Raw genomic sequence first — 17,213 nt, forward strand, 5'->3', positions numbered from 1 at the left:
GGAGTCGGTGGCGCGGCCAGCGCAGCACCGGACACGAGCGAACGATGGAGCCCCGGAATCGTCGGTTTTCGGGTTGCGAGTGAAGAAGAAAAATACCTCCACAAAAATTAATTTTCACTGCCACGGTATGGACGATCGACAGGAGATCGACATCGGGCGCACCCCGACTGCCATCACACCGAGTCCCGATTACGTGCTCGCGAGTTCCTCCTCGAGCGGGTCCTCGCTGTCGACGCTCGGCAGATCCTCGACGAATCGCTTGATGACCGCCTCCTCGGCACGGTGGAGCGTCTCGCTGCAGGTCGACTTGGCGATGTCGAGGTGGTCGGCCAGTTCGGTCAGCGAGGACTCTCGAGGGGTGTCGTAGTAGCCCTCGTCGACGGCCGCGACGATCACCTCGAGTTGGCGTTCGGAAAGCAGTTGGCTCTCGTGGAGTCGCTCGCGAACGTGCTCGATCCGATACTGCAGGCCGAAGTGCTCGAGTTGTTCGGCGAGTTCGGCCAGCCGCTCCCGGGAGCCGGTGACGTCGATCGTCGCCTCGCCGTCTTGAATCTCGACCGGGAGCTCGATCGGCATTCCCGATTCTCGAGAGGAGAACAACAGGAGCGGTGCCGTCGTTTCGAAGTGGATCGTTGCCTCGTTGTCGCTCCACTGGGCGAGCGTGAGTTCGGTGAGCTGCGGGTGATCGTCCATGTCCTCGATTACCTCGGGGACCGCGGGACCGGCGACCCGGACGAGCGCAAAGCCGGAGTCAGCGCCGGGGACGGCGGCGAGGACCCGGAAGGTCGACTCGGGGTGAGCAGTCGATACCTGCTGTATCCAGACCTCCTCTGGCATCGTGAGAGTGAGCGTGGCTTGGGCCATACGAACGTGTTCCGTTCGAATCTATATGCTGGTGGCTACGAATATGTTCGGCGAATTCCCGCCGGGCGGGAAGAACAGGAGTAGCGAACACGTTCGGACGAACGCCCAACGGGTCGCGAACCGAACGCGAAACCGATGGCAACCGAATCCACCGAACGAACGCTGGACGTCAGAGAGATCGACGGACCGCCGTTCGACGACATCACGACCGCACTCGAGGACCTCGGGTCGGAGCAACGACTGCGGCTGATCGTCCCCTTCGAGCCGAAACCGCTCTACGAGGTGCTCGACGACCGCGGGTTCGCCCATCAGAGCGAGGAGCGTGACGGCGGTATCTGGCACGTCATTATCGAGCGCACGTAGCCGGCCGAACCGAAACCGAACATATTCGTCCAAACGTCGATGGATCGTTCGTTCCGAGTACGAACTGCATGACGGAACTCGATGTCAGGGACGTGCCGCCGGTGAACCGCCATCCGAAAATCCACGACGCGTTCGAGGCCCTCGAGCCGGGCGAGTCGCTGAAGATCATCAACGACCACGAACCCAAGCCGTTGTTCTACGAGTTCGAGGCCGAGGTCGACAGCTTCGACCCGGACGGCTACGAAGTCGAACGGGTCGCTCCCGACGAGTTCGTCGCCACGTTCCCGAAAGTAGAGGCGTAGCAGGGCACCGCGATCCACGGCGTCGCCCCGTCGGTTCCCACTGAGCTGCACTCCGCCGAACACGTACGGGACGAAAGATAGCTAGCGGGCGATCCAATCGGCACGTATGGCCTCACCGACGACAGTCGTCGACCGGACCGACGCGCCGGGCGACCGACCACAGGAGACCCTCGACGTGCGGTCGCTCGGCCCGCCGAACCCGCTCCAGCAAACCCTCGAGTTGCTCGTCGAACTGCCCGACGAGACGGTGCTAATCCAGCGCAACGATCGTGCGCCACAGTTCCTCTACCCGAAACTCGAGGACCGGGGCTACGAGTACGAGACCGCCGAACTCGAGGACGAAGTCGTCACTGTCATCTGGCGGAACTGACGCCGTCTTTGGCCCCGAAGTGCTCGCACAGCAGCGTCGTCACCTCCTCGGCTGCTTCGTGGGGGACCCAATGGCTCGTCTCCGGGAGTAGCCCGAGGCGGCTCTCCCGACAGAACCCCGCGCTGTCGATCGCCAGTGCGGAGACGAGCGCCGCATCCTCCTCGCCCCACACGACGAGCGTCGGCGCGTCGACCCGCTCCGTCGGCGGGCGCGGTGGATACCGCGCGGCCGCTCGATACCAGTTGAGCATTCCTGTGAGCGCTCCGTCTCGACCCCACGCACGCCGGTAGCGGGCCAACTCGTCGCCGCTGAACGTCCCCGGCGCGGCCGTCTCTCGAAGCGCTCGCTCGAGCAGACGGTAGTCGTCGTACCGACAGGCGATTTCGGGCAGCCACGGGAGTTGAAACCCCATCGCGTACCAGCTCCGCCGGAGCTGCTCGGGATTCGAGCGGAGCTGCCGGCGATAAGCGGTCGGATGCGGGGCGTTGACGACCGCGAGCCGATCGACGACCTCGGGATACCGAAGCGCGAGGTCCCACGCGACCATCCCGCCCCAGTCGTGGCCGACGACGTGTGCGGTCTGGCGCCCCTCGGTCGCGATCAGATCGGCGATGTCCGCCGACAGTTCGGCGGTTCGGTACGCTCGGACGCCGGTCGGCTTCTCGCTTCGGTTGTACCCGCGCTGGTCGGGTACGAGCACGCGGTAACCGGCCTCGACGAGCGGTGCGATCTGGGCCCGCCAGCCGTACCAGAATTCGGGGAAGCCGTGGAGCAAGACGACCGCCGGATCGGCTTCGTCGCCGGCGACTACGACGTGTAACTCGATCCCGTTGACGGTCCGTATCCTCGACTCCGCCTCGACCGTCGGTGGGACGATAGACTCGAGGTCCGTTTCCGCCAGCGGTGGTTCGGTCGATCGCATCGTCGCAGTCTGCACCGCGGATCGCCATATCGGTTGGGTGGCGATCGTGTATGCTCCGGCCTCGAGCGGTCGACGGTTGGCTCGAAAGTCGCTGGCGAGCGATCGATTTCCGTTTCGGACGACGCTCGACTCGAGAGGGTATTTAATTGACCGTGATATAGTGGGTACGGCCGATTGGATTACTAATCGATGGGAACCGCCGCCGTGGTTGATCATATGTCCACCCGAATCACGAAGTGAGGGGAAGACCGATGACCCATACTCGACTCAACCGACGGCAGATGGTGCAAGCGCTCGGGGCGACCGGCGTCGCTGCGGTGGCCGGTTGTCTCGGCGGTGAGACCGAGGGGAACGGTGCGGAAAGCGATCAGTCGGCGAGCGAGGAGGGGCTACCGGCGGCCAAAGCGGTCGACGTCGACCGAATTGCGCGGGATCCGACGGACATTCCGGAGCCGGTCGACTGGAACGAGCCCCGGGAACACGACATCACGATTCAGACCGAGCGGGTGACCGCCGAGATCGAGCCGGGGGTTACCTTCGAGTACATGACCTTCGAGGGGCAGGTACCGGGGCCGATGGTCCGGGTCCGCCGGGGCGACCGGGTGAACCTGACCTTCGACGTGCCCGAGGACCTCAATGTGGCGGCCCACAACATGGACTTCCACGCGGTCTACGGCCCCGGCGGCGGCGCGGACGCGACCACGATCGCACCCGGGGACGACCCGACCCAGATCAGCTTCACGGCCGACTACGCGGGCGTATTCATCTACCACTGTGCGATCCCGAACATGGACCAGCACATCAGCGCGGGCATGTTCGGCTCGATCCTCGTCGAGCCCGAGGACGGCCTCCCCGAGGTCGACACCGAGTACTACCTCGGCCAACACGAGATCTACACCACCGGCGAGGTCGGCGAGGAGGGCCACCACGAGTTCGACTTCGACGCGATGCTGGCCGAAGAACCGACCTACGTCGTCTTCAACGGCCAGGCCTACGGCTTCGCCCCCGACGATGGCCAGCCCATGCAGGCCGAGACCGGCGAAACCGCCCGCGTCTACTTCGCCAACGGCGGCCCGAACCTCCTGAGTTCGTTCCACCCCATCGGGAACGTCTGGAGCCGTTACTACCGCGACGGCGACCTGCTGACCGACCCCGACAAAAACGTCGAGACCGCACCCGTCGCACCGGGAACCACCACTGCCGCCGAAATGGAGTTCCCCGTGCCCGGCCCGGTCAAAATCGTCGACCACGCGCTGACCCGCGCCGCCCGCCGCGGCGCACTCGGCGTCGTCAGCGTCGACGGCGAACCCACCCGCGACGTCTACGACGAAAATCCGTGAGCGGGCACCGCCCGCTCACACCGGCTCCTTTTCTCGAGCGACTGTCCGAGAGTCGTTCATTCGAAGTTCGAGACGGTCGACTCGTCTCCCGGTTGTAGCTGACCCGTACCTGCGTGCCGTCAGGTCCAGACGTCGAGACAGTCGGTCGAACAGAAGTGGAGTTCGACGTCGTCGTGACCGTCCGGCTCGACGTAGGTCGTTAAGGTGTACGCGACCTCGTCGGCGTCGCAGTTATCGCAGTGCATACTGGTTCGATCGGTAACATCGGTCTTGAGTATACAGTTATTATACCGGTTGCACTCGAGCGCTCGTCCCGGTAATACCGAATTAGGACGCGGTAATTCGCTATTGAATCGAAAGCCCGGCGTGCGGTTCGACCCGGGAACCGTTCCGTCGTTTTGACTTCGCCCTCGAGCGGTTCACGCGGCAGACTCAGATCGCTTCCGCAAGTCGCCTCGAGCGGCCGTCGACCGCGCTGGGCAACCGCGTCACGAACCCGTCCCTCGAGAGGGACAGCGAGAGCCGGTAGCTGAGAGCACGGCCGAAACGACTGCGTCGCGCCGGCGGTATCGAAACTCTTACTCTCCGGAGGCCGGTGCGAATACGTATGAGCGACGACGCCGTCAGTCCTGAGGAGGTCCGCCACGTCGCGGAGCTGGCTCGCGTCGACCTCGCAGACGACGAGGTCGACCGGTTCACCGGGCAGTTCGCGGACATCCTCGAGTACTTTGAGACCCTAGACGAGGTGCCGGAAGTCGATCGCGACGCCGACCTCGCGAACGTGATGCGACCGGACGAGGAACGTGCTTCGCTCGACAGCGAGGAGGCGCTCCGGAACGCACCAGAGACCGAGGACGGCTACTTCAAGGGGCCGAACGTCTCGTAACCATGTCTGAAAACATTTTCATCACCGAAGAGCGGATCGACGGCAGCGACGACGGACCGCTCGCCGGCAAGACGGTCGCGGTCAAGGACAATATTTCGACCGAGGGCGTCCGGACGACCTGCGGCTCGCGGATGCTCGAAGATTACGTCCCGCCTTACGACGCGACGGTCGTTTCCCGCCTGAAGGACGCCGGTGCGACCATCGTCGGCAAGGCGAACATGGACGAGTTCGGCATGGGGACGACCACCGAAACGTCGTACTTCGGCGAGACGGACAACCCCGCCGCACCGGGCCACGTCCCCGGCGGGTCCTCGGGCGGCTCCGCGGCCGCGGTCGCCGCCGGGGAAGCAGACCTCGCGCTCGGCTCCGATACCGGCGGCTCGGTCCGCTGTCCCGCCGCCTTCTGTGGCGTCGTCGGTATCAAGCCCACGTACGGGCTGGTCTCCCGATACGGCCTCGTCGCCTACGGCAACAGCTTAGAGCAGATCGGCCCCTTCGGCGAGACCGTCGAAGAGGCCGCCTCGCTGCTCGACGTGATCGCCGGCAGCGACGACCGGGACGCGACCACCCGCGAGACGCCCCTCGAGGCCGACGAGAGCTACGCCGACGCCGCTACCGGCGATGTCGACGGGCTCAGTATCGGCGTTCCGACGGAGCTGCTCGAGGGTGCCGACGAGGGCGTCGTCGAGACGTTCTGGGACGCCCTCGGCGAGTTAGAAGATCGCGGTGCGGAGTATCACGAAGTCAGCCTCCCGTCGGTCGAACACGCCGTCGAGGCCTACTACGTGATCGCGATGTCCGAGGCCTCCTCGAACCTCGCGCGGTTCGACGGGGTTCGTTACGGCCGTTCGGGCGGCTACGACGGCAACTGGAACGAAGCCTTCGCGACGGCACGCGAGGAGGGCTTCGGCGACGAGGTCAAACGCCGGATCCTGCTGGGGACGTACGCGCTCTCGGCCGGCTATCACGACAAGTACTACAAGAAAGCACAGGACGCTCGCGCGTGGGTCAAACAAGACTTCGACGAGGCGCTTTCAGAGGCCGATGTGCTCGCGAGTCCCACGATGCCGGTCCCGCCGTTCGAACTCGGCGAGAGTCTGGACGACCCGCTCCAGTTGTACCTCGCCGACGCGAACACCGTCCCCGTGAACCTCGCCGACCTGCCGGCCATCTCGGTTCCGGCGGGCGAAACCGACGGCCTCCCCGTCGGCCTCCAACTCGTCGGCCCCGCCTTCGGCGAAGAGCGGCTGATCCGGGCCGCGAGCGCGCTCGCCTAACCGCCGGCGACCACGGGGCGGACCGGTTGCAGTCGACGGTGCCGCCGCACCCACATAACGGATAAACTTTTATACCATTTCGTGATAGTAGTGGTACCGAACGAGTCATTCGGATCGAATGTCATGAACCTCACACAGGACCACGAAGTTGAGTTCGACGAGTTCTCGCGGGCGTGTGACCTCGTCGAGGGCTATTTCGGCGAGACTATCGACGACGTCGCGCTGTCTGCACCCGTCTCGCGCCGTCAGCTCATCGCCGTCCTCGCCCGCGCACAGCTCTCCGGTCGCCAGCTCGCGATCGACGGCCTGACCGAACAGGGAGAAGTCGTCTACCAGTCCAACGACGAGACGTTGCTCTGGCTCGACGGCGGCTTCTGGACCGACATGCGCGGCCAACACCACTTAGCGCCCGACGAAGGCCGGGCCGCACGCGAAGTCCACCGACGACTTATCGAAGCCATCGACGGCGACGTTCCCCACTACAACCGCGAACGCGACCCGTTCGTTCTCATCGAGCGATTCGACCTCTACGAGTAGCTCTCGGCGACTCGAGCGCGGAACACTGTTTCTGGAACCGATCAACGGTCCCGAGAAGTCGTTACTCCTCGTAGGCGAGGTTCATGATCCACTGCGAGAAGGCGTCGCTGTTGGGATCGACCTCTTCCTCGCCGATAAACGGCGAGAGCATGTCACCGGCCATGAGTAGGGTAAAATCCAGATCGCGGGCGGTCGGCGTGATGTAGTAGGTGTTGTGCCCGTCGTAGACGGTGTCCTCGCGATCGACGAGTTCCTTCTCGACGAGGGACTCGACGATCCGGCTGCCCTTCCGCGAGGAGACATCTAGTTCCTTCCAGAAATCGCTCTGGTGAATGCCGCCGGACTCACGAACGAGTTCGAGGCCGGCCCGTTCGTCCTCGGTGAGTTCGGCTTCGGCCGCGGAAACGCTCACGGTGACCACCTCGCCGTGCGCGTCGCTACTGGCAGGAGTGCGTCCATATCCACAACAGAGAGAGCGAGCCGCTTAAATGTGCCCTTCCCCCTCGAGCGACGGGTCGTCGCTGCCCTCGGCGTCCCCGGTGTGGTACTCGGGATCGGTACCGGCGGCGGTCCCGAAACCGGGACCGTCAAGGGCAGGGAAGTCGATGTCGTCGTAGCGCGTTCGACAGGGCGGCCCCGGCGCGTAGGCATAGCGCGTCGTCTCGGGACCGAGCGCGATCAGCGACGACGACCGGGTCCCGAAGCCGTTTCGGTGGATGCAGACCCCGTATTCGTGATCGCCGAGGATGCTACCGGCGCGCTCGAGCCAGTCCGCGGCGGTCTCGCCCGGTTCGGCGGCGAGTGCGTCTCGAACCGCTCGAGCGTTGGCCGCCTGCTCTCTCCCCACATCCGGCCGGATCGAAGGGACATCGACGTCGTCGTCGACGGCGACGTTGACGACGACGTGGATCCCCGGATCGAACTCGGTCAGGGCGAGATCGCCGTCCCACTGGTAGCAGAACGCCTCGGCCGCGTCGGCGACGACGAGATAGAAGCCGCCGTACTCGTCGGCCGCGGTGGCGTCCTCGACGATCGACTTCGCGTCCGCGGCGGATCGGGCCGCGAGGGCGTCGGCGACGAGAAGCCCGCGAGAGCGCTCGCCGGCGAGGTCGGCGTCAGTCCACTTGTTCGTGATGCCGACGAAGACACCGTGCTCGTTGGAGCCGATCCACGTCCCGCCGGCTTCGGCGTCGCGGGGTGCGACGATCACCGGATCGTCGTCGTAGACGGCGGGCGGCTTCGACGCGCGTTCGAGCGCTTCGTCACGGTTCGCGGCGACCGCGACTGGTGCGTCGTCGAAGACCCGCCAGGCGAGCGTGAGCGTGCACACGACTCGCGGTAGGGGTGCCAGCGCCTTAATTCCGAGTCCGGCGGCAGTCTGCGGGGAGGAACAGTCGAACTTACGTCGATTCGGTTACGTCCGTTCCGTCCTCGAGCAGGCGCTCCCGAACCGCGTCCCGGTCGACGGTCCCCGAAGCCGTCCGGGGGAGCGCGTCGGCGGTGCCGATCGTCTTCGGGCATTTGAACCCGGCGAGGCGGTCGTCGCAGTGGGAGCGCAGGGATCGGGGCTCGAGGGAGTCGCCGTCGCTCGAGTTCAGTTCCGAGTCGGGGACGACGAGCGCCGCGACCCGTTCGCCCCACTCCTCGTCTGCCAGCCCGACGACCGCGGCTGCGTCGACGCGAGGATGGGACTCGAGCGCCGCAACGACTTCGCCGGGATCGACGTTCTCGCCGCCGGTGACGATGCGGTCGCTGCGGCGGTTGAGGATCCACAGCCGGCCGTCGTCATCCTTATAGCCGATATCGCCGGTGTGGAGTCCACGCTCGCCGAACGCGGCCGCAGTCGCCTCCTCGTCGAGATAGCCCGGCGTCACCGTCGGCCCCGAGACGACGAGATCGCCCGGCTCCCCGGCCGCGACCGGTTCGCCATCCTCGAGAACGGAGACATCGGTAAAGAGCAGCGGCTGTCCGACGGTTCCCTCGTGCGCGGCGGTCTCTGCTGGTGTCGCCGTCGCGATCTGGGACGCGGTCTCGGTCATGCCGTAGGTCGGGAAGACCGGAACGCCCGCGTCGCGACAGCGCTCGAGCAGGTCGTCCGACGCGGGGGCGCCGCCGAGCAGGACGAACCGTAACGTGTCGGTCGGCTCCCAACCGGCGTCGAGCAGCCGCTTGCACATCGTCGGGACGAGCGAGACGCCGGTCGCGTCGTACGCTGCGAGCGCGCGTGCGGTGCTTTCTGGCCCGAACTCGCGCTGGACCACGACGGTAGTGCCGTACAGCACCGACCGGATGACGGGTGCAAGTCCGCCCATGTGGTACATCGGGAGACAGCACAGCCACCGGTCGCTCGGATCGACGCCCAGCCGGAACGCCGAGGCCGTCGCGCTCGCGACGAGGTTGCCGACGGTCAGCCTGACGGCCTTCGGCTCGCCGGAGGTCCCCGACGTGAACATGATCAGTTGGGTGTCCTCGCGCTCGAGCGGAACCGGGTCGACTTCAGATCCGGATCCCCCGTCTCCGTCCGACCGGATCAGCGGCCCCGTCCGATCGGCGTTCGGTTCGTCGACCGAGCGCACGGCGATCACGGGGTCGGCCGCGATCTCGAGTGCGGTTTCCTCCGTGTCCGCCTCGCAGACGATCGCGGCGAGGTCGGTCCGGTCGACCTTCGAGGCGAGTTCGCCGGCCGTCTCGCGGACGTTCAGCGGGACCGTGGTCGCCCCGATCCGCATCGCGGCGAAAAAGAGGGTCGCGAAGGCGGGTCTGGTGTCCATGAGAACACCGATCCGGTCACGATTGCCCTCTTCAGTCGCGACGAGCAGCCCCGCCGCGGCGCGGTCGACGCGGCGATCGAACTCGCGGAAGCTCCACGCCGCCCCGGTCTCGATGTCGATCAGGGCCGTCCGCTGGGGCGTCGCCGCCACGCGGTGGGCGACCGGATCGCGCGTCGGCCAGTCGACTGGTTCGCCCGTCATCGCGTCCAGACACCCTGTACGCCGAGACCCTTCGCCTGGGGAACGACGGCCGACCCCTTCTCAAGCAAGACGGGGTCCCGTCCCAGATCGGTCGCGAGCAGATTACCGGTCGCGAGCCCGCAGGCGGGCACGTCCGGAATCGCCGCGGCGAGGTGGACCGCGCCGGTCCGTGCGACGACCCCGTCGATCGTCGTCGTCACCAGCGGCGTGATGTCGAGTTCCGTCAGCCACGCCGCGACCTTGCGCGCGACATCGATACCGCCCAGCGCCATCGGTTTCAGGACGACCACGTCGGCTGCCTCGGCTTCGCAGATCGAATCGACGCCGTGCTCGAGCAGCCCTTCGTCGAGGGCGATCGAGACGCCGTGGTTCCCCGCTCGGAGGTCGGCGTGACCCTCGAGCGCGCCCGCCGGCAGCGGCTGCTCGAGAATCGAGACGCCCAGTTCGCCGAAGGCCTCGAGGGCCGATTCGGCCTCCTCGTAGGTCCACGCCTCGTTCGCGTCGGCCCGCAGCTCCGTGGTCTCGCCGACGCTGTCGCGCACCCGACGGACGCGCTCGATGTCTTCTTCGACGCTCCGGAGGCCGACTTTCAGCTTGCAGCAGTCGAACCCTCGGTCGACGGCCTCGCGGGCCTCGATCGCGGTCTCGGCCGGCGAGCCGTCGCCGATCGTCGCGTTGACCGGAACACGGCCGACCATCGGCCCCTGGCCGAGATAGCGATAGAGCGGCGTCGAGTCGCGGGTGGCCTGCAGATCCGCGAGGGCGAGCGACAGCGCGTGCCGGGCTGCGACCTGCCGGTCGACGGTCTCGAGGGCCTCGCTCGGCCCGCCCGTTCGAATCGCCTCCTGTGCGCGCTCGAGGGCCCGCTCACAGTCATCGCGAGACTCCGTCCAGCCCGGCAGCGGCGTCGCCTCGCCGTAGCCGACGGCGGGCTCGTCGACCGCGTCGCTCCCCTCGTCGACCAGCCGAACGAGGAACCCGTCGCGGGAGTCGATCGTTTCTCCGGCCGTCTCGAACGGCTCGGCGAGGGCGAGCGAAAAGGGGCGGTACTCGAGCGCGAGGTCGTTGGGGGTCATAGCAACACCAGTCCCCCGGCGAACGTGACCGCGTACATCGCGAGCAGTTTGCCGGTCCCCTCGAGGGCCGGATTGAGCGCCTCGCCGTCGGTTCGCGTACAGACGGTCTTCGCGACTATCGCGGCGTAGGGCAGCGTGACGAGCGGCAGTAGCGCACCCGGGCTGAATCCCGCGCCGAGCCAGAACCAGACCGGGACGACGTAGGCGAGTGAGAGCATGGCAACGTACTCGAGGCGACTCCACCCGTAGCCCAGCCGGACCGCGAGGGTCCGTTTGCCGGTCTCGGCGTCGGTCTCCAGATCGCGGACGTTGTTCACGACGAGGATCGCCGTCGAGATGCCGGCGACGGGCAGGCTCGCGACGACGGCTTCGCGCGTGACCGTGCCCGCCGGAATCGTCGTCGTCAGCGGCTCCGCGAGGACGGCCGCGGCTTGTACGTAGTAGGTCCCCGTCACCGCGACGAGGCCGAAGAAGACGAACACGAAGAGATCGCCGAGTCCGTGATACCCCAGCGGATAGGGGCCGCCGGTGTAGGCCCACCCGCAGAAGACGCTCACGAGCCCGACGACGAGGATCGGAAGCCCCCCAACGTAGACCAGATACGTCCCGGTGAGGATCGCCAGCCCGAACGTCACGACGGTCGCGAGCTTGACCTGTTCGGGTGAGATGAGCCCCGACTGGGTGACGCGGGTAAAACCCTCGCGGTCCTCGGTATCTGCACCCTTGACCGCGTCGTAATAGTCGTTCGCGAAATTCGTCCCGATCTGTATCAGCGCCGATCCGACGAACGCCATCACCGCCGGCAGCGGCGCGAACACGCCCTCAGTGGCTGCGAGTCCCGTCCCCACGATAATCGGGGCCGCAGCCGCGGGCAAGGTCTGGGGGCGGGCCGCCATCAGCCACGCCTTCGTCCGTGATATCTCGACCTCGGCCGAACTCATAGCTCGAGTGTCCCACTCGAGAGAGTGTCAACGTTGGCATTGCGAGTCGTCACGCGCGGGCGAACGGCTAGTCGGGGACCGCTAGCTCGAGTGGCTCCATCTCGAAAAACGCCGTTTCGTACCCCTGATGGCGCGCCGTCTGCGGGGGCGACTCGATCTCGATCGTCACCGAGTCGCCGGCCCGGATATCGGCGAGCGAGCGTCCGTAGTGCAGCCCCAACTCGCCGTCGAGGGTCTGTGCGAGTTCCACCGGGCCGTCGCCGACCGGCTCGCCGTCGCGCTCGACGACAGCGAGCAGCGAAGTGTTCGTCAGCGGCACGCGGTTGTACGGCGTCCGCGGCGAGACGAGCAGGTATCGTTCGTCGCCGTCGGCAAGTCGAGAGCCGGATTCGAGCAGCGTGACCACGAAGGCCGCGTCGCCGCTTCTGGGGAGGTCACCAGCGGACGCACCGTCGACCTCCGCGGTCGGCTCGACCAGCCGCGTTCCGGGATACTCCCCGGCCGACGGAAGCGCGGAGTATGGGATTCCGGCCATCCCATTCATTCCTCCGTCGCTGCCGCGAGTCATCGGCTCGAGCGCACCTCGCTCGCCCCAGCGCTCTCGATCGAGCAATTCGATGCCGTCGACGACTTCCTCGCGAAACGCCTCGTCGTAGGTAAACTCGAACGTCGCGGTCCCGCCGTCGGCAAACCGGCCCGCGAGGGAGCCGGTTCGACGGGTCGGCAGCGGTGGCAGTTCGACGTCGACGGTGTAGGTCCCATCGGCCGGCAGGGAGACGTTGTCGCCAAAGTGTAGCCCCATCTCCTGGGAGAGCATGGGCCACAGCGACCGCGGCGCGAGTCGCTCGTCGTCGCCTTCGATCGTCACCGTCGGCTCGGCCCCACCGGGGAGGACCGTTTCCGTCTCCCGATCCCAGCAGACGAGCATGAGGTGAACGCCGCGCCCGGACTCGGGTTCGATCAGCCGGCGATCGGTCCCGGTGACGACCCAGAACGGGTGCGGGTAGGAAAGCATCGGTGCCAGCAGGTAGTCGCCGGCTTCGACCGACTCGAGCGCCCGCATCGATTTCCGGTGGCCGGGGAGGTAGACCGCCTCCGGCGGGTCCTCGAGCATCGGGATCGGTGCGGTTCCCGTGACATCATCGTCGCTGTCGGACCCGTTTTCGTCGCCGTTGCCGGTCTGGGCGTCGTTCTTGCCACCCGGAGCCGCACAGCCGGCGACGGCGAGGGCGGCCGGAATCGGGGTCGTCCGTCGGAGGAACGTTCGTCGGTTCATGGTCGGGTCACTCGCGTCGGGATTCGAATCCAACCGCTCAGTAGTGCCACGGGAACTCGTCGAAATCGGGGTCGCGGCCCTCGACGAAGGCGTCCCGTCCCTCCGCCGCTTCGTCGGTCATATATCCCAACCGGGTGGCCTCGCCGGCGAAGACTTGCTGGCCGATCATGCCGTCGTCGGTCATGTTGAACGCGTACTTGAGCATCCGCATCGCCGTCGGACTCTTGGAATTGATACGCTCGCCCCACTCGAGGGCGGTCTCCTCCAACTCGTCGTGTGGGACCGCCTCGTTGACCATGCCCATGTCGGCGGCCTCCTCGGCGTCGTAGGTCTTCCCGAGGAAGAACACCTCGCGGGCCTTCTTCTGGCCGATCTGTTTGGCCAAGTACGCGGAGCCGAAGCCGGCGTCGTAGCTGGCCACGTCGGGATCGGTCTGGAGGAACTTCGCGTGTTCCTCGCTCGCGAGCGTGAGATCGCAGACGACGTGCAGCGAGTGGCCGCCGCCGACGGCCCAGCCCGGCACCACGGCGACGACTACCTTCGGGATGTGTCGAATGAGGCGCTGGACCTCGAGGATGTGGAGTCGCCCCTGCTCCGACGCTCGCTCTTCGTCGCCTTCGTACTGATAGCCGTCTTTACCGCGGATCGTCTGATCGCCGCCGGAGCAGAACGCCCAGCCGTCGTCCTTCGAGGACGGCCCGTTGCCGGTCAGCAGGATACAACCCACGTCGGTCTGGCGCTTGGCGTGGTCGAGGGCATCGTACAGTTCGTCGACGGTCCCCGGCCGGAAGGCGTTGCGAACGTCCGGTCGGTCGAACGCGATCCGGACCGTGCCGGAGTCGACCGCGCAGTGGTAGGTAATATCGTCGAACTCGTCGTTCAGTGCTGCAGGCTCCCACTGCTCGGGATCGAAGCATTCCGAAACCATTTGCTCGACGTTGGGTCGCGAGATATGAAATAGGTTCGCGTCGCGATCCGTGCCCATTTCGTACAGCGCTATTTGGTTTATGTGTTCGCCACGGACCACAGACCACTGCGAAGGCACCACAGACGAGGACGGCACTATCGACCGCGAGCCCCAGTCGTCTAGCCCGATTGATTTTTTACGCGAACGTTCGAGTGTCCCGTACGAGATGGGCGAGACGTACTACGACGTCCTCGGGGTCGATCCGACGGCCACTCGAGACGAGATCGAGGCGGCCTATCGAGAACGGGTCCTCGAGACGCATCCGGATCACTCCGACGACCCCGACGCGGCCGAGCAGTTCCAGCGGGTGACGACGGCGAAGTCGGTGCTCACCGATGGAACCGAACGCGCCCGCTACGATCGGCTCGGCCACGAGTCGTACGTTGGACTCGCCCATGAAGGAGCGGCTCACGATAACGACGACTCGAGCCGGGAGAACGCTAAATCAGCACAGTCGGAGTCGGAAAGCCGTCAAACGACAACGGAGCAGACAACAACCACCGCGGGAGCGTCCGGATCGGCAGGCGAGTCGTCGGCGACCGACGGCAGACAGACGGCCGCGAACGCTCGAGGCCCGAGCGAGTGGGCCGAGCGGGTTCGAACCAACGCCGATAGCACACGGAACGAGACCGACGATACCGATCGGACGGCGAGCCACCACGCTCGCCAACGGGCCAAACGACGCCGACAACGCGCGAAGCAACGAGCAGCCGGGGACTGGCCGTTCGACAGCGATGGCCCCAGTGCCTCGAGCGAGACGACGGCTACACCACCGGGGGAGACCGAAGACACGCAGGAAAGCACAGAGACCGAGTATTCAGTCCACGACTGGAACGATGAGGTCGACCTCGAGTGGGAGGGCCCCGCGATCGATCGGACGACGGCGATGTCGGTCGGTGCCGTCGCGCTGCTGTACCCGCTGTTCGTCGCCGCGAGCCTCACGCCGCTGTTTTCGCTGCCGGTCAACGCGATCATCGCCGTCTGTACGCTCGCGCTGATCGGCTATCTGCTGACGATGCCCCGAATCGCGGCCGCGGCCTTTGGCGGCTGGAGCGTCCTCTTTCCGGTCGGCATGCTGTGGTCAGCGGCCGTCGATCCGCTCTCGCTGTTCGGAGTGCTCGCGCTCGGATTCGCGTGGATTCCGTTCGGCTATGCCGTCGCGCTCTGGTGGGTACTGCGGCCGTAAGTACGCGGCTCGCGGAAACACTCAAAGCACGCACCCTTGGCACGAATTACTGGAAGAGCGTTCCGACTCGAGATCAGTCGGCCCCGTCGCTCGCCGTCTCGAGATCGCTCGCGACCGCGGTTCGGACGCGCTCCGCGAGCGCGTCGCGCCGCCGGTGGTTCGCTTCGGAATCGAACTCGACGGCGAGGAGTTGCGTTCCCGCCGCCTCGAGCGAGCGGCGGTAGGCGGCCGCGAAGTCGGCGGGAGCCACGCGTTCGAACTCGATATCGTAGACCTCGGCGAGATCCTCGAACTCGAGGCCGTGGGGCGTCTTGAACTGGTCCGTAAAGGGCGGGTCGAACTCCTCGATCGGAAGCTTGTGGAAAATGCCGCCGCCGTCGTTGTCCAGCAACACGATCGTAGCGTCGACGTCACAGCGACCGACCGCGAGCAGGCCGTTCGAATCGTGATAGAGGGACAGATCACCGATCGCAAGCACCAGCGGCTCGTCGGTCGCGCTTCCGGCTCCGAGCGCCGTGCTCGTGATTCCGTCGATGCCGCTCGCGCCGCGGTTTGCAAGCACCGTCAGATCGGTGGGCCGGGGCCGGGCGAATCGGTCGGTATCCCGGATCGGCATGCTGTTCGAGACGAAGACGGTCGCCGGGTCCGGCGCGTTCGAGAGCACCGACGCGAGAATCGCACCCTCGAAGGGCTCCGACTCGAGCGAATCGGCGGACAGCGCCTCGTCGTAGATTTCCCACTGCCGTCGCTCGGCCGTATCGAATCGGGCTCGCCACCCGGTGTCGGGCCGGCCGTGATCGGGCTCGCCGCCGGCGTCTCCCAGCGCCTCGAGCAGTCCATCGACGACGGCACCGGGCGCTGCTGCGAGCAAATCCGTCGCGGTGAACGTCGCCTCGCGCCACGCGCCCGCGGGATCGATCAGGAACTGCCGGGCGTCGGCGTCGCGGAGCCAGTGGCGGAGCGGTTTCGACGTGGGAGAGGCTCCGAATCGGAGGACTGCGTCCGGAGCCGGCAACTCTTCGATGTAGGTATCGTAACCGCCGTAGATCGACCGCGGTTGTCCGTCGCCTTCGCCCCCGGTTTCGGAACCATCCTCGCGGCCGACGTGCGGGCCGAACCGCAGTCCCGAAAGCGGGTCCGCGAGGATCGGCGCACCGAGTCGATCCGCGAGCTCAGTCACGGCGGCGGGCTCGAGGTCGCCGAGTGTCGTCGGATCGGCGGGTCCCGCGACGATCAGCGGTCGATCGGCATCCTCGAGCGCTCGCAGCAGCCGTCGGTGGTCCTCAGTCGCGAGCGTCCGCGTCCCGCCGGTCGTTTCGACGAACGGGCCGTCGCGTCCCCGCCCGGCAGCCGTCTCGGCGAACGAGTCGGGCACGTCGCCGGGGACCTCGATCGGCTCGAGGGGCTTGCGAAACGGACAGTTGAGATGGACGGGTCCGGACGGAATCCCAGTCGTTTCCGAGAGCGCTCGAGCGGCGGTCGTCCGGAGGCTCCGTACTTTCCGCTCGGCGGGTTCGGGGTCGGGGAGTTCGGCGTACCACCGGACCGCGTCGCCGTAGAGTTTGACCTGATCGACGGTCTGGTTCGCGCCGCTGTCGCGCAACTCCGACGGCCGATCGGCGGTGAGCACCAGCAGCGGGACGCGGGCCTGATCGGCCTCTATCACGGCGGGGTGGAAGTTCGCCGCCGCGGTCCCCGAGGTACAGACCAGCGCCGTCGGCTCGCCGGTCCGTCGGGCGCGCCCGAGCGCGAAGTAGGCCGCCGAGCGCTCGTCTAAATGCGAGTAAACGTCGACGTCCGGGTGCTCGGCGAACGCGACGGTCAGCGGGGTCGACCGGCTCCCGGGTGCGAGACAGACGGCCTCGAGGCCGCCCGCCGCGAGTTCGTCGACGAGGACGCGACCCCACAGAGTCGCGCGGTTCGGTGCGCTCATC

General features: G+C 66.7%; 19 protein-coding genes. 8 read left to right on the forward strand and 11 right to left on the reverse strand.

What is annotated here, in order from left to right:
- Positions 1-189: 189 nt before the first annotated feature.
- Positions 190-864 (reverse strand): helix-turn-helix domain-containing protein, encoded by a 675-nt coding sequence (locus ACJYUO_RS05170; RefSeq protein WP_494344318.1) that lies wholly within the window; start codon positions 862-864, stop codon positions 190-192.
- 135 nt (positions 865-999) lie between these two features.
- On the opposite strand from ACJYUO_RS05170, the gene ACJYUO_RS05175 reads away from it, so the two are divergent.
- The 3 genes from ACJYUO_RS05175 (at position 1,000) to ACJYUO_RS05185 (ending at position 1,899) form a co-directional block, all read left to right on the forward strand.
- Positions 1,000-1,227: a DUF2249 domain-containing protein gene (locus tag ACJYUO_RS05175; protein ID WP_494344319.1), complete on the forward strand. Its 228-nt coding sequence runs from the start codon at positions 1,000-1,002 to the stop codon at positions 1,225-1,227.
- 68 nt (positions 1,228-1,295) lie between these two features.
- Positions 1,296-1,529 carry a DUF2249 domain-containing protein gene (locus ACJYUO_RS05180; protein ID WP_494344320.1) on the forward strand — a complete coding sequence of 78 codons (234 nt, stop codon included), beginning with the start codon at positions 1,296-1,298 and terminating at the stop codon, positions 1,527-1,529.
- A gap of 106 nt (positions 1,530-1,635) precedes the next feature.
- Positions 1,636-1,899, forward strand: coding sequence for a DUF2249 domain-containing protein (locus ACJYUO_RS05185; RefSeq protein ID WP_494344321.1), 264 nt, complete (start codon positions 1,636-1,638; stop codon positions 1,897-1,899).
- Here ACJYUO_RS05185 and ACJYUO_RS05190 read toward each other — a convergent pair.
- A complete protein-coding gene (locus ACJYUO_RS05190; protein WP_494344322.1) occupies positions 1,883-2,821 on the reverse strand; it encodes an alpha/beta fold hydrolase in 939 nt (312 codons plus the stop codon). The two genes, ACJYUO_RS05185 and ACJYUO_RS05190, sit on opposite strands and share 17 nt — an antisense overlap.
- 284 nt (positions 2,822-3,105) lie before the next feature.
- Between ACJYUO_RS05190 and nirK the strand changes: the two genes are divergently transcribed.
- Positions 3,106-4,161 (forward strand): copper-containing nitrite reductase, encoded by a 1,056-nt coding sequence (nirK, locus tag ACJYUO_RS05195; RefSeq protein WP_494344435.1) that lies wholly within the window; start codon positions 3,106-3,108, stop codon positions 4,159-4,161.
- A 119-nt stretch (positions 4,162-4,280) separates the two neighbouring features.
- Here the strand turns inward: nirK and ACJYUO_RS05200 are convergent, their stop codons facing one another.
- Positions 4,281-4,406 carry a hypothetical protein gene (locus ACJYUO_RS05200; protein ID WP_494344323.1) on the reverse strand — a complete coding sequence of 42 codons (126 nt, stop codon included), beginning with the start codon at positions 4,404-4,406 and terminating at the stop codon, positions 4,281-4,283.
- A gap of 362 nt (positions 4,407-4,768) precedes the next feature.
- On the opposite strand from ACJYUO_RS05200, the gene gatC reads away from it, so the two are divergent.
- The 3 genes from gatC to ACJYUO_RS05215 all read left to right on the forward strand — a co-directional run bounded on the left by gatC (position 4,769) and on the right by ACJYUO_RS05215 (position 6,861).
- Complete coding sequence (gene gatC / locus ACJYUO_RS05205; protein ID WP_006430053.1) at positions 4,769-5,047, forward strand: Asp-tRNA(Asn)/Glu-tRNA(Gln) amidotransferase subunit GatC; 279 nt, start codon at positions 4,769-4,771, stop codon at positions 5,045-5,047.
- Between the two features lie 2 nt (positions 5,048-5,049).
- Complete coding sequence (gatA, locus tag ACJYUO_RS05210; RefSeq protein ID WP_494344324.1) at positions 5,050-6,324, forward strand: Asp-tRNA(Asn)/Glu-tRNA(Gln) amidotransferase subunit GatA; 1,275 nt, start codon at positions 5,050-5,052, stop codon at positions 6,322-6,324.
- A 123-nt stretch (positions 6,325-6,447) separates the two neighbouring features.
- Positions 6,448-6,861: a DUF8048 family protein gene (locus ACJYUO_RS05215; protein ID WP_494344325.1), complete on the forward strand. Its 414-nt coding sequence runs from the start codon at positions 6,448-6,450 to the stop codon at positions 6,859-6,861.
- A 61-nt stretch (positions 6,862-6,922) separates the two neighbouring features.
- On the opposite strand, the gene ACJYUO_RS05220 is transcribed toward ACJYUO_RS05215, so the two are convergent.
- The 7 genes from ACJYUO_RS05220 to ACJYUO_RS05250 form a co-directional block, all read right to left on the reverse strand.
- The gene (locus tag ACJYUO_RS05220) at positions 6,923-7,273 is read right to left on the reverse strand and encodes a helix-turn-helix transcriptional regulator (RefSeq protein WP_006430056.1); all 351 of its coding nucleotides are present in this window, start codon (positions 7,271-7,273) and stop codon (positions 6,923-6,925) included.
- Positions 7,274-7,345: 72 nt separating this feature from the next.
- Positions 7,346-8,191 carry an NRDE family protein gene (locus ACJYUO_RS05225; RefSeq protein WP_494344326.1) on the reverse strand — a complete coding sequence of 282 codons (846 nt, stop codon included), beginning with the start codon at positions 8,189-8,191 and terminating at the stop codon, positions 7,346-7,348.
- Between the two features lie 70 nt (positions 8,192-8,261).
- Positions 8,262-9,833 carry a class I adenylate-forming enzyme family protein gene (locus tag ACJYUO_RS05230; protein WP_494344327.1) on the reverse strand — a complete coding sequence of 524 codons (1,572 nt, stop codon included), beginning with the start codon at positions 9,831-9,833 and terminating at the stop codon, positions 8,262-8,264.
- A complete protein-coding gene (locus tag ACJYUO_RS05235) occupies positions 9,830-10,909 on the reverse strand; it encodes a mandelate racemase/muconate lactonizing enzyme family protein (protein ID WP_494344328.1) in 1,080 nt (359 codons plus the stop codon). The genes ACJYUO_RS05230 and ACJYUO_RS05235 overlap by 4 nt, the downstream gene beginning before the upstream one ends.
- The gene (locus ACJYUO_RS05240; RefSeq protein WP_494344329.1) at positions 10,906-11,850 is read right to left on the reverse strand and encodes a 1,4-dihydroxy-2-naphthoate polyprenyltransferase; all 945 of its coding nucleotides are present in this window, start codon (positions 11,848-11,850) and stop codon (positions 10,906-10,908) included. Before ACJYUO_RS05240 ends, ACJYUO_RS05235 begins: the two co-directional genes overlap by 4 nt.
- 67 nt (positions 11,851-11,917) lie before the next feature.
- The gene (locus ACJYUO_RS05245) at positions 11,918-13,126 is read right to left on the reverse strand and encodes a DUF7350 domain-containing protein (protein ID WP_494344330.1); all 1,209 of its coding nucleotides are present in this window, start codon (positions 13,124-13,126) and stop codon (positions 11,918-11,920) included.
- A 37-nt stretch (positions 13,127-13,163) separates the two neighbouring features.
- A complete protein-coding gene (locus ACJYUO_RS05250) occupies positions 13,164-14,054 on the reverse strand; it encodes a 1,4-dihydroxy-2-naphthoyl-CoA synthase (RefSeq protein ID WP_494344331.1) in 891 nt (296 codons plus the stop codon).
- A 205-nt stretch (positions 14,055-14,259) separates the two neighbouring features.
- Here ACJYUO_RS05250 and ACJYUO_RS05255 point away from each other — a divergent pair, with 205 nt between their 5' ends.
- Positions 14,260-15,279 (forward strand): J domain-containing protein, encoded by a 1,020-nt coding sequence (locus tag ACJYUO_RS05255; protein WP_494344332.1) that lies wholly within the window; start codon positions 14,260-14,262, stop codon positions 15,277-15,279.
- A gap of 73 nt (positions 15,280-15,352) precedes the next feature.
- On the opposite strand, the gene menD is transcribed toward ACJYUO_RS05255, so the two are convergent.
- The gene (menD, locus tag ACJYUO_RS05260) at positions 15,353-17,212 is read right to left on the reverse strand and encodes a 2-succinyl-5-enolpyruvyl-6-hydroxy-3-cyclohexene-1-carboxylic-acid synthase (RefSeq protein WP_494344333.1); all 1,860 of its coding nucleotides are present in this window, start codon (positions 17,210-17,212) and stop codon (positions 15,353-15,355) included.
- Position 17,213: the final 1 nt, after the last annotated feature.

The organism is Natrinema sp. CRL1 (assembly GCF_059162405.1).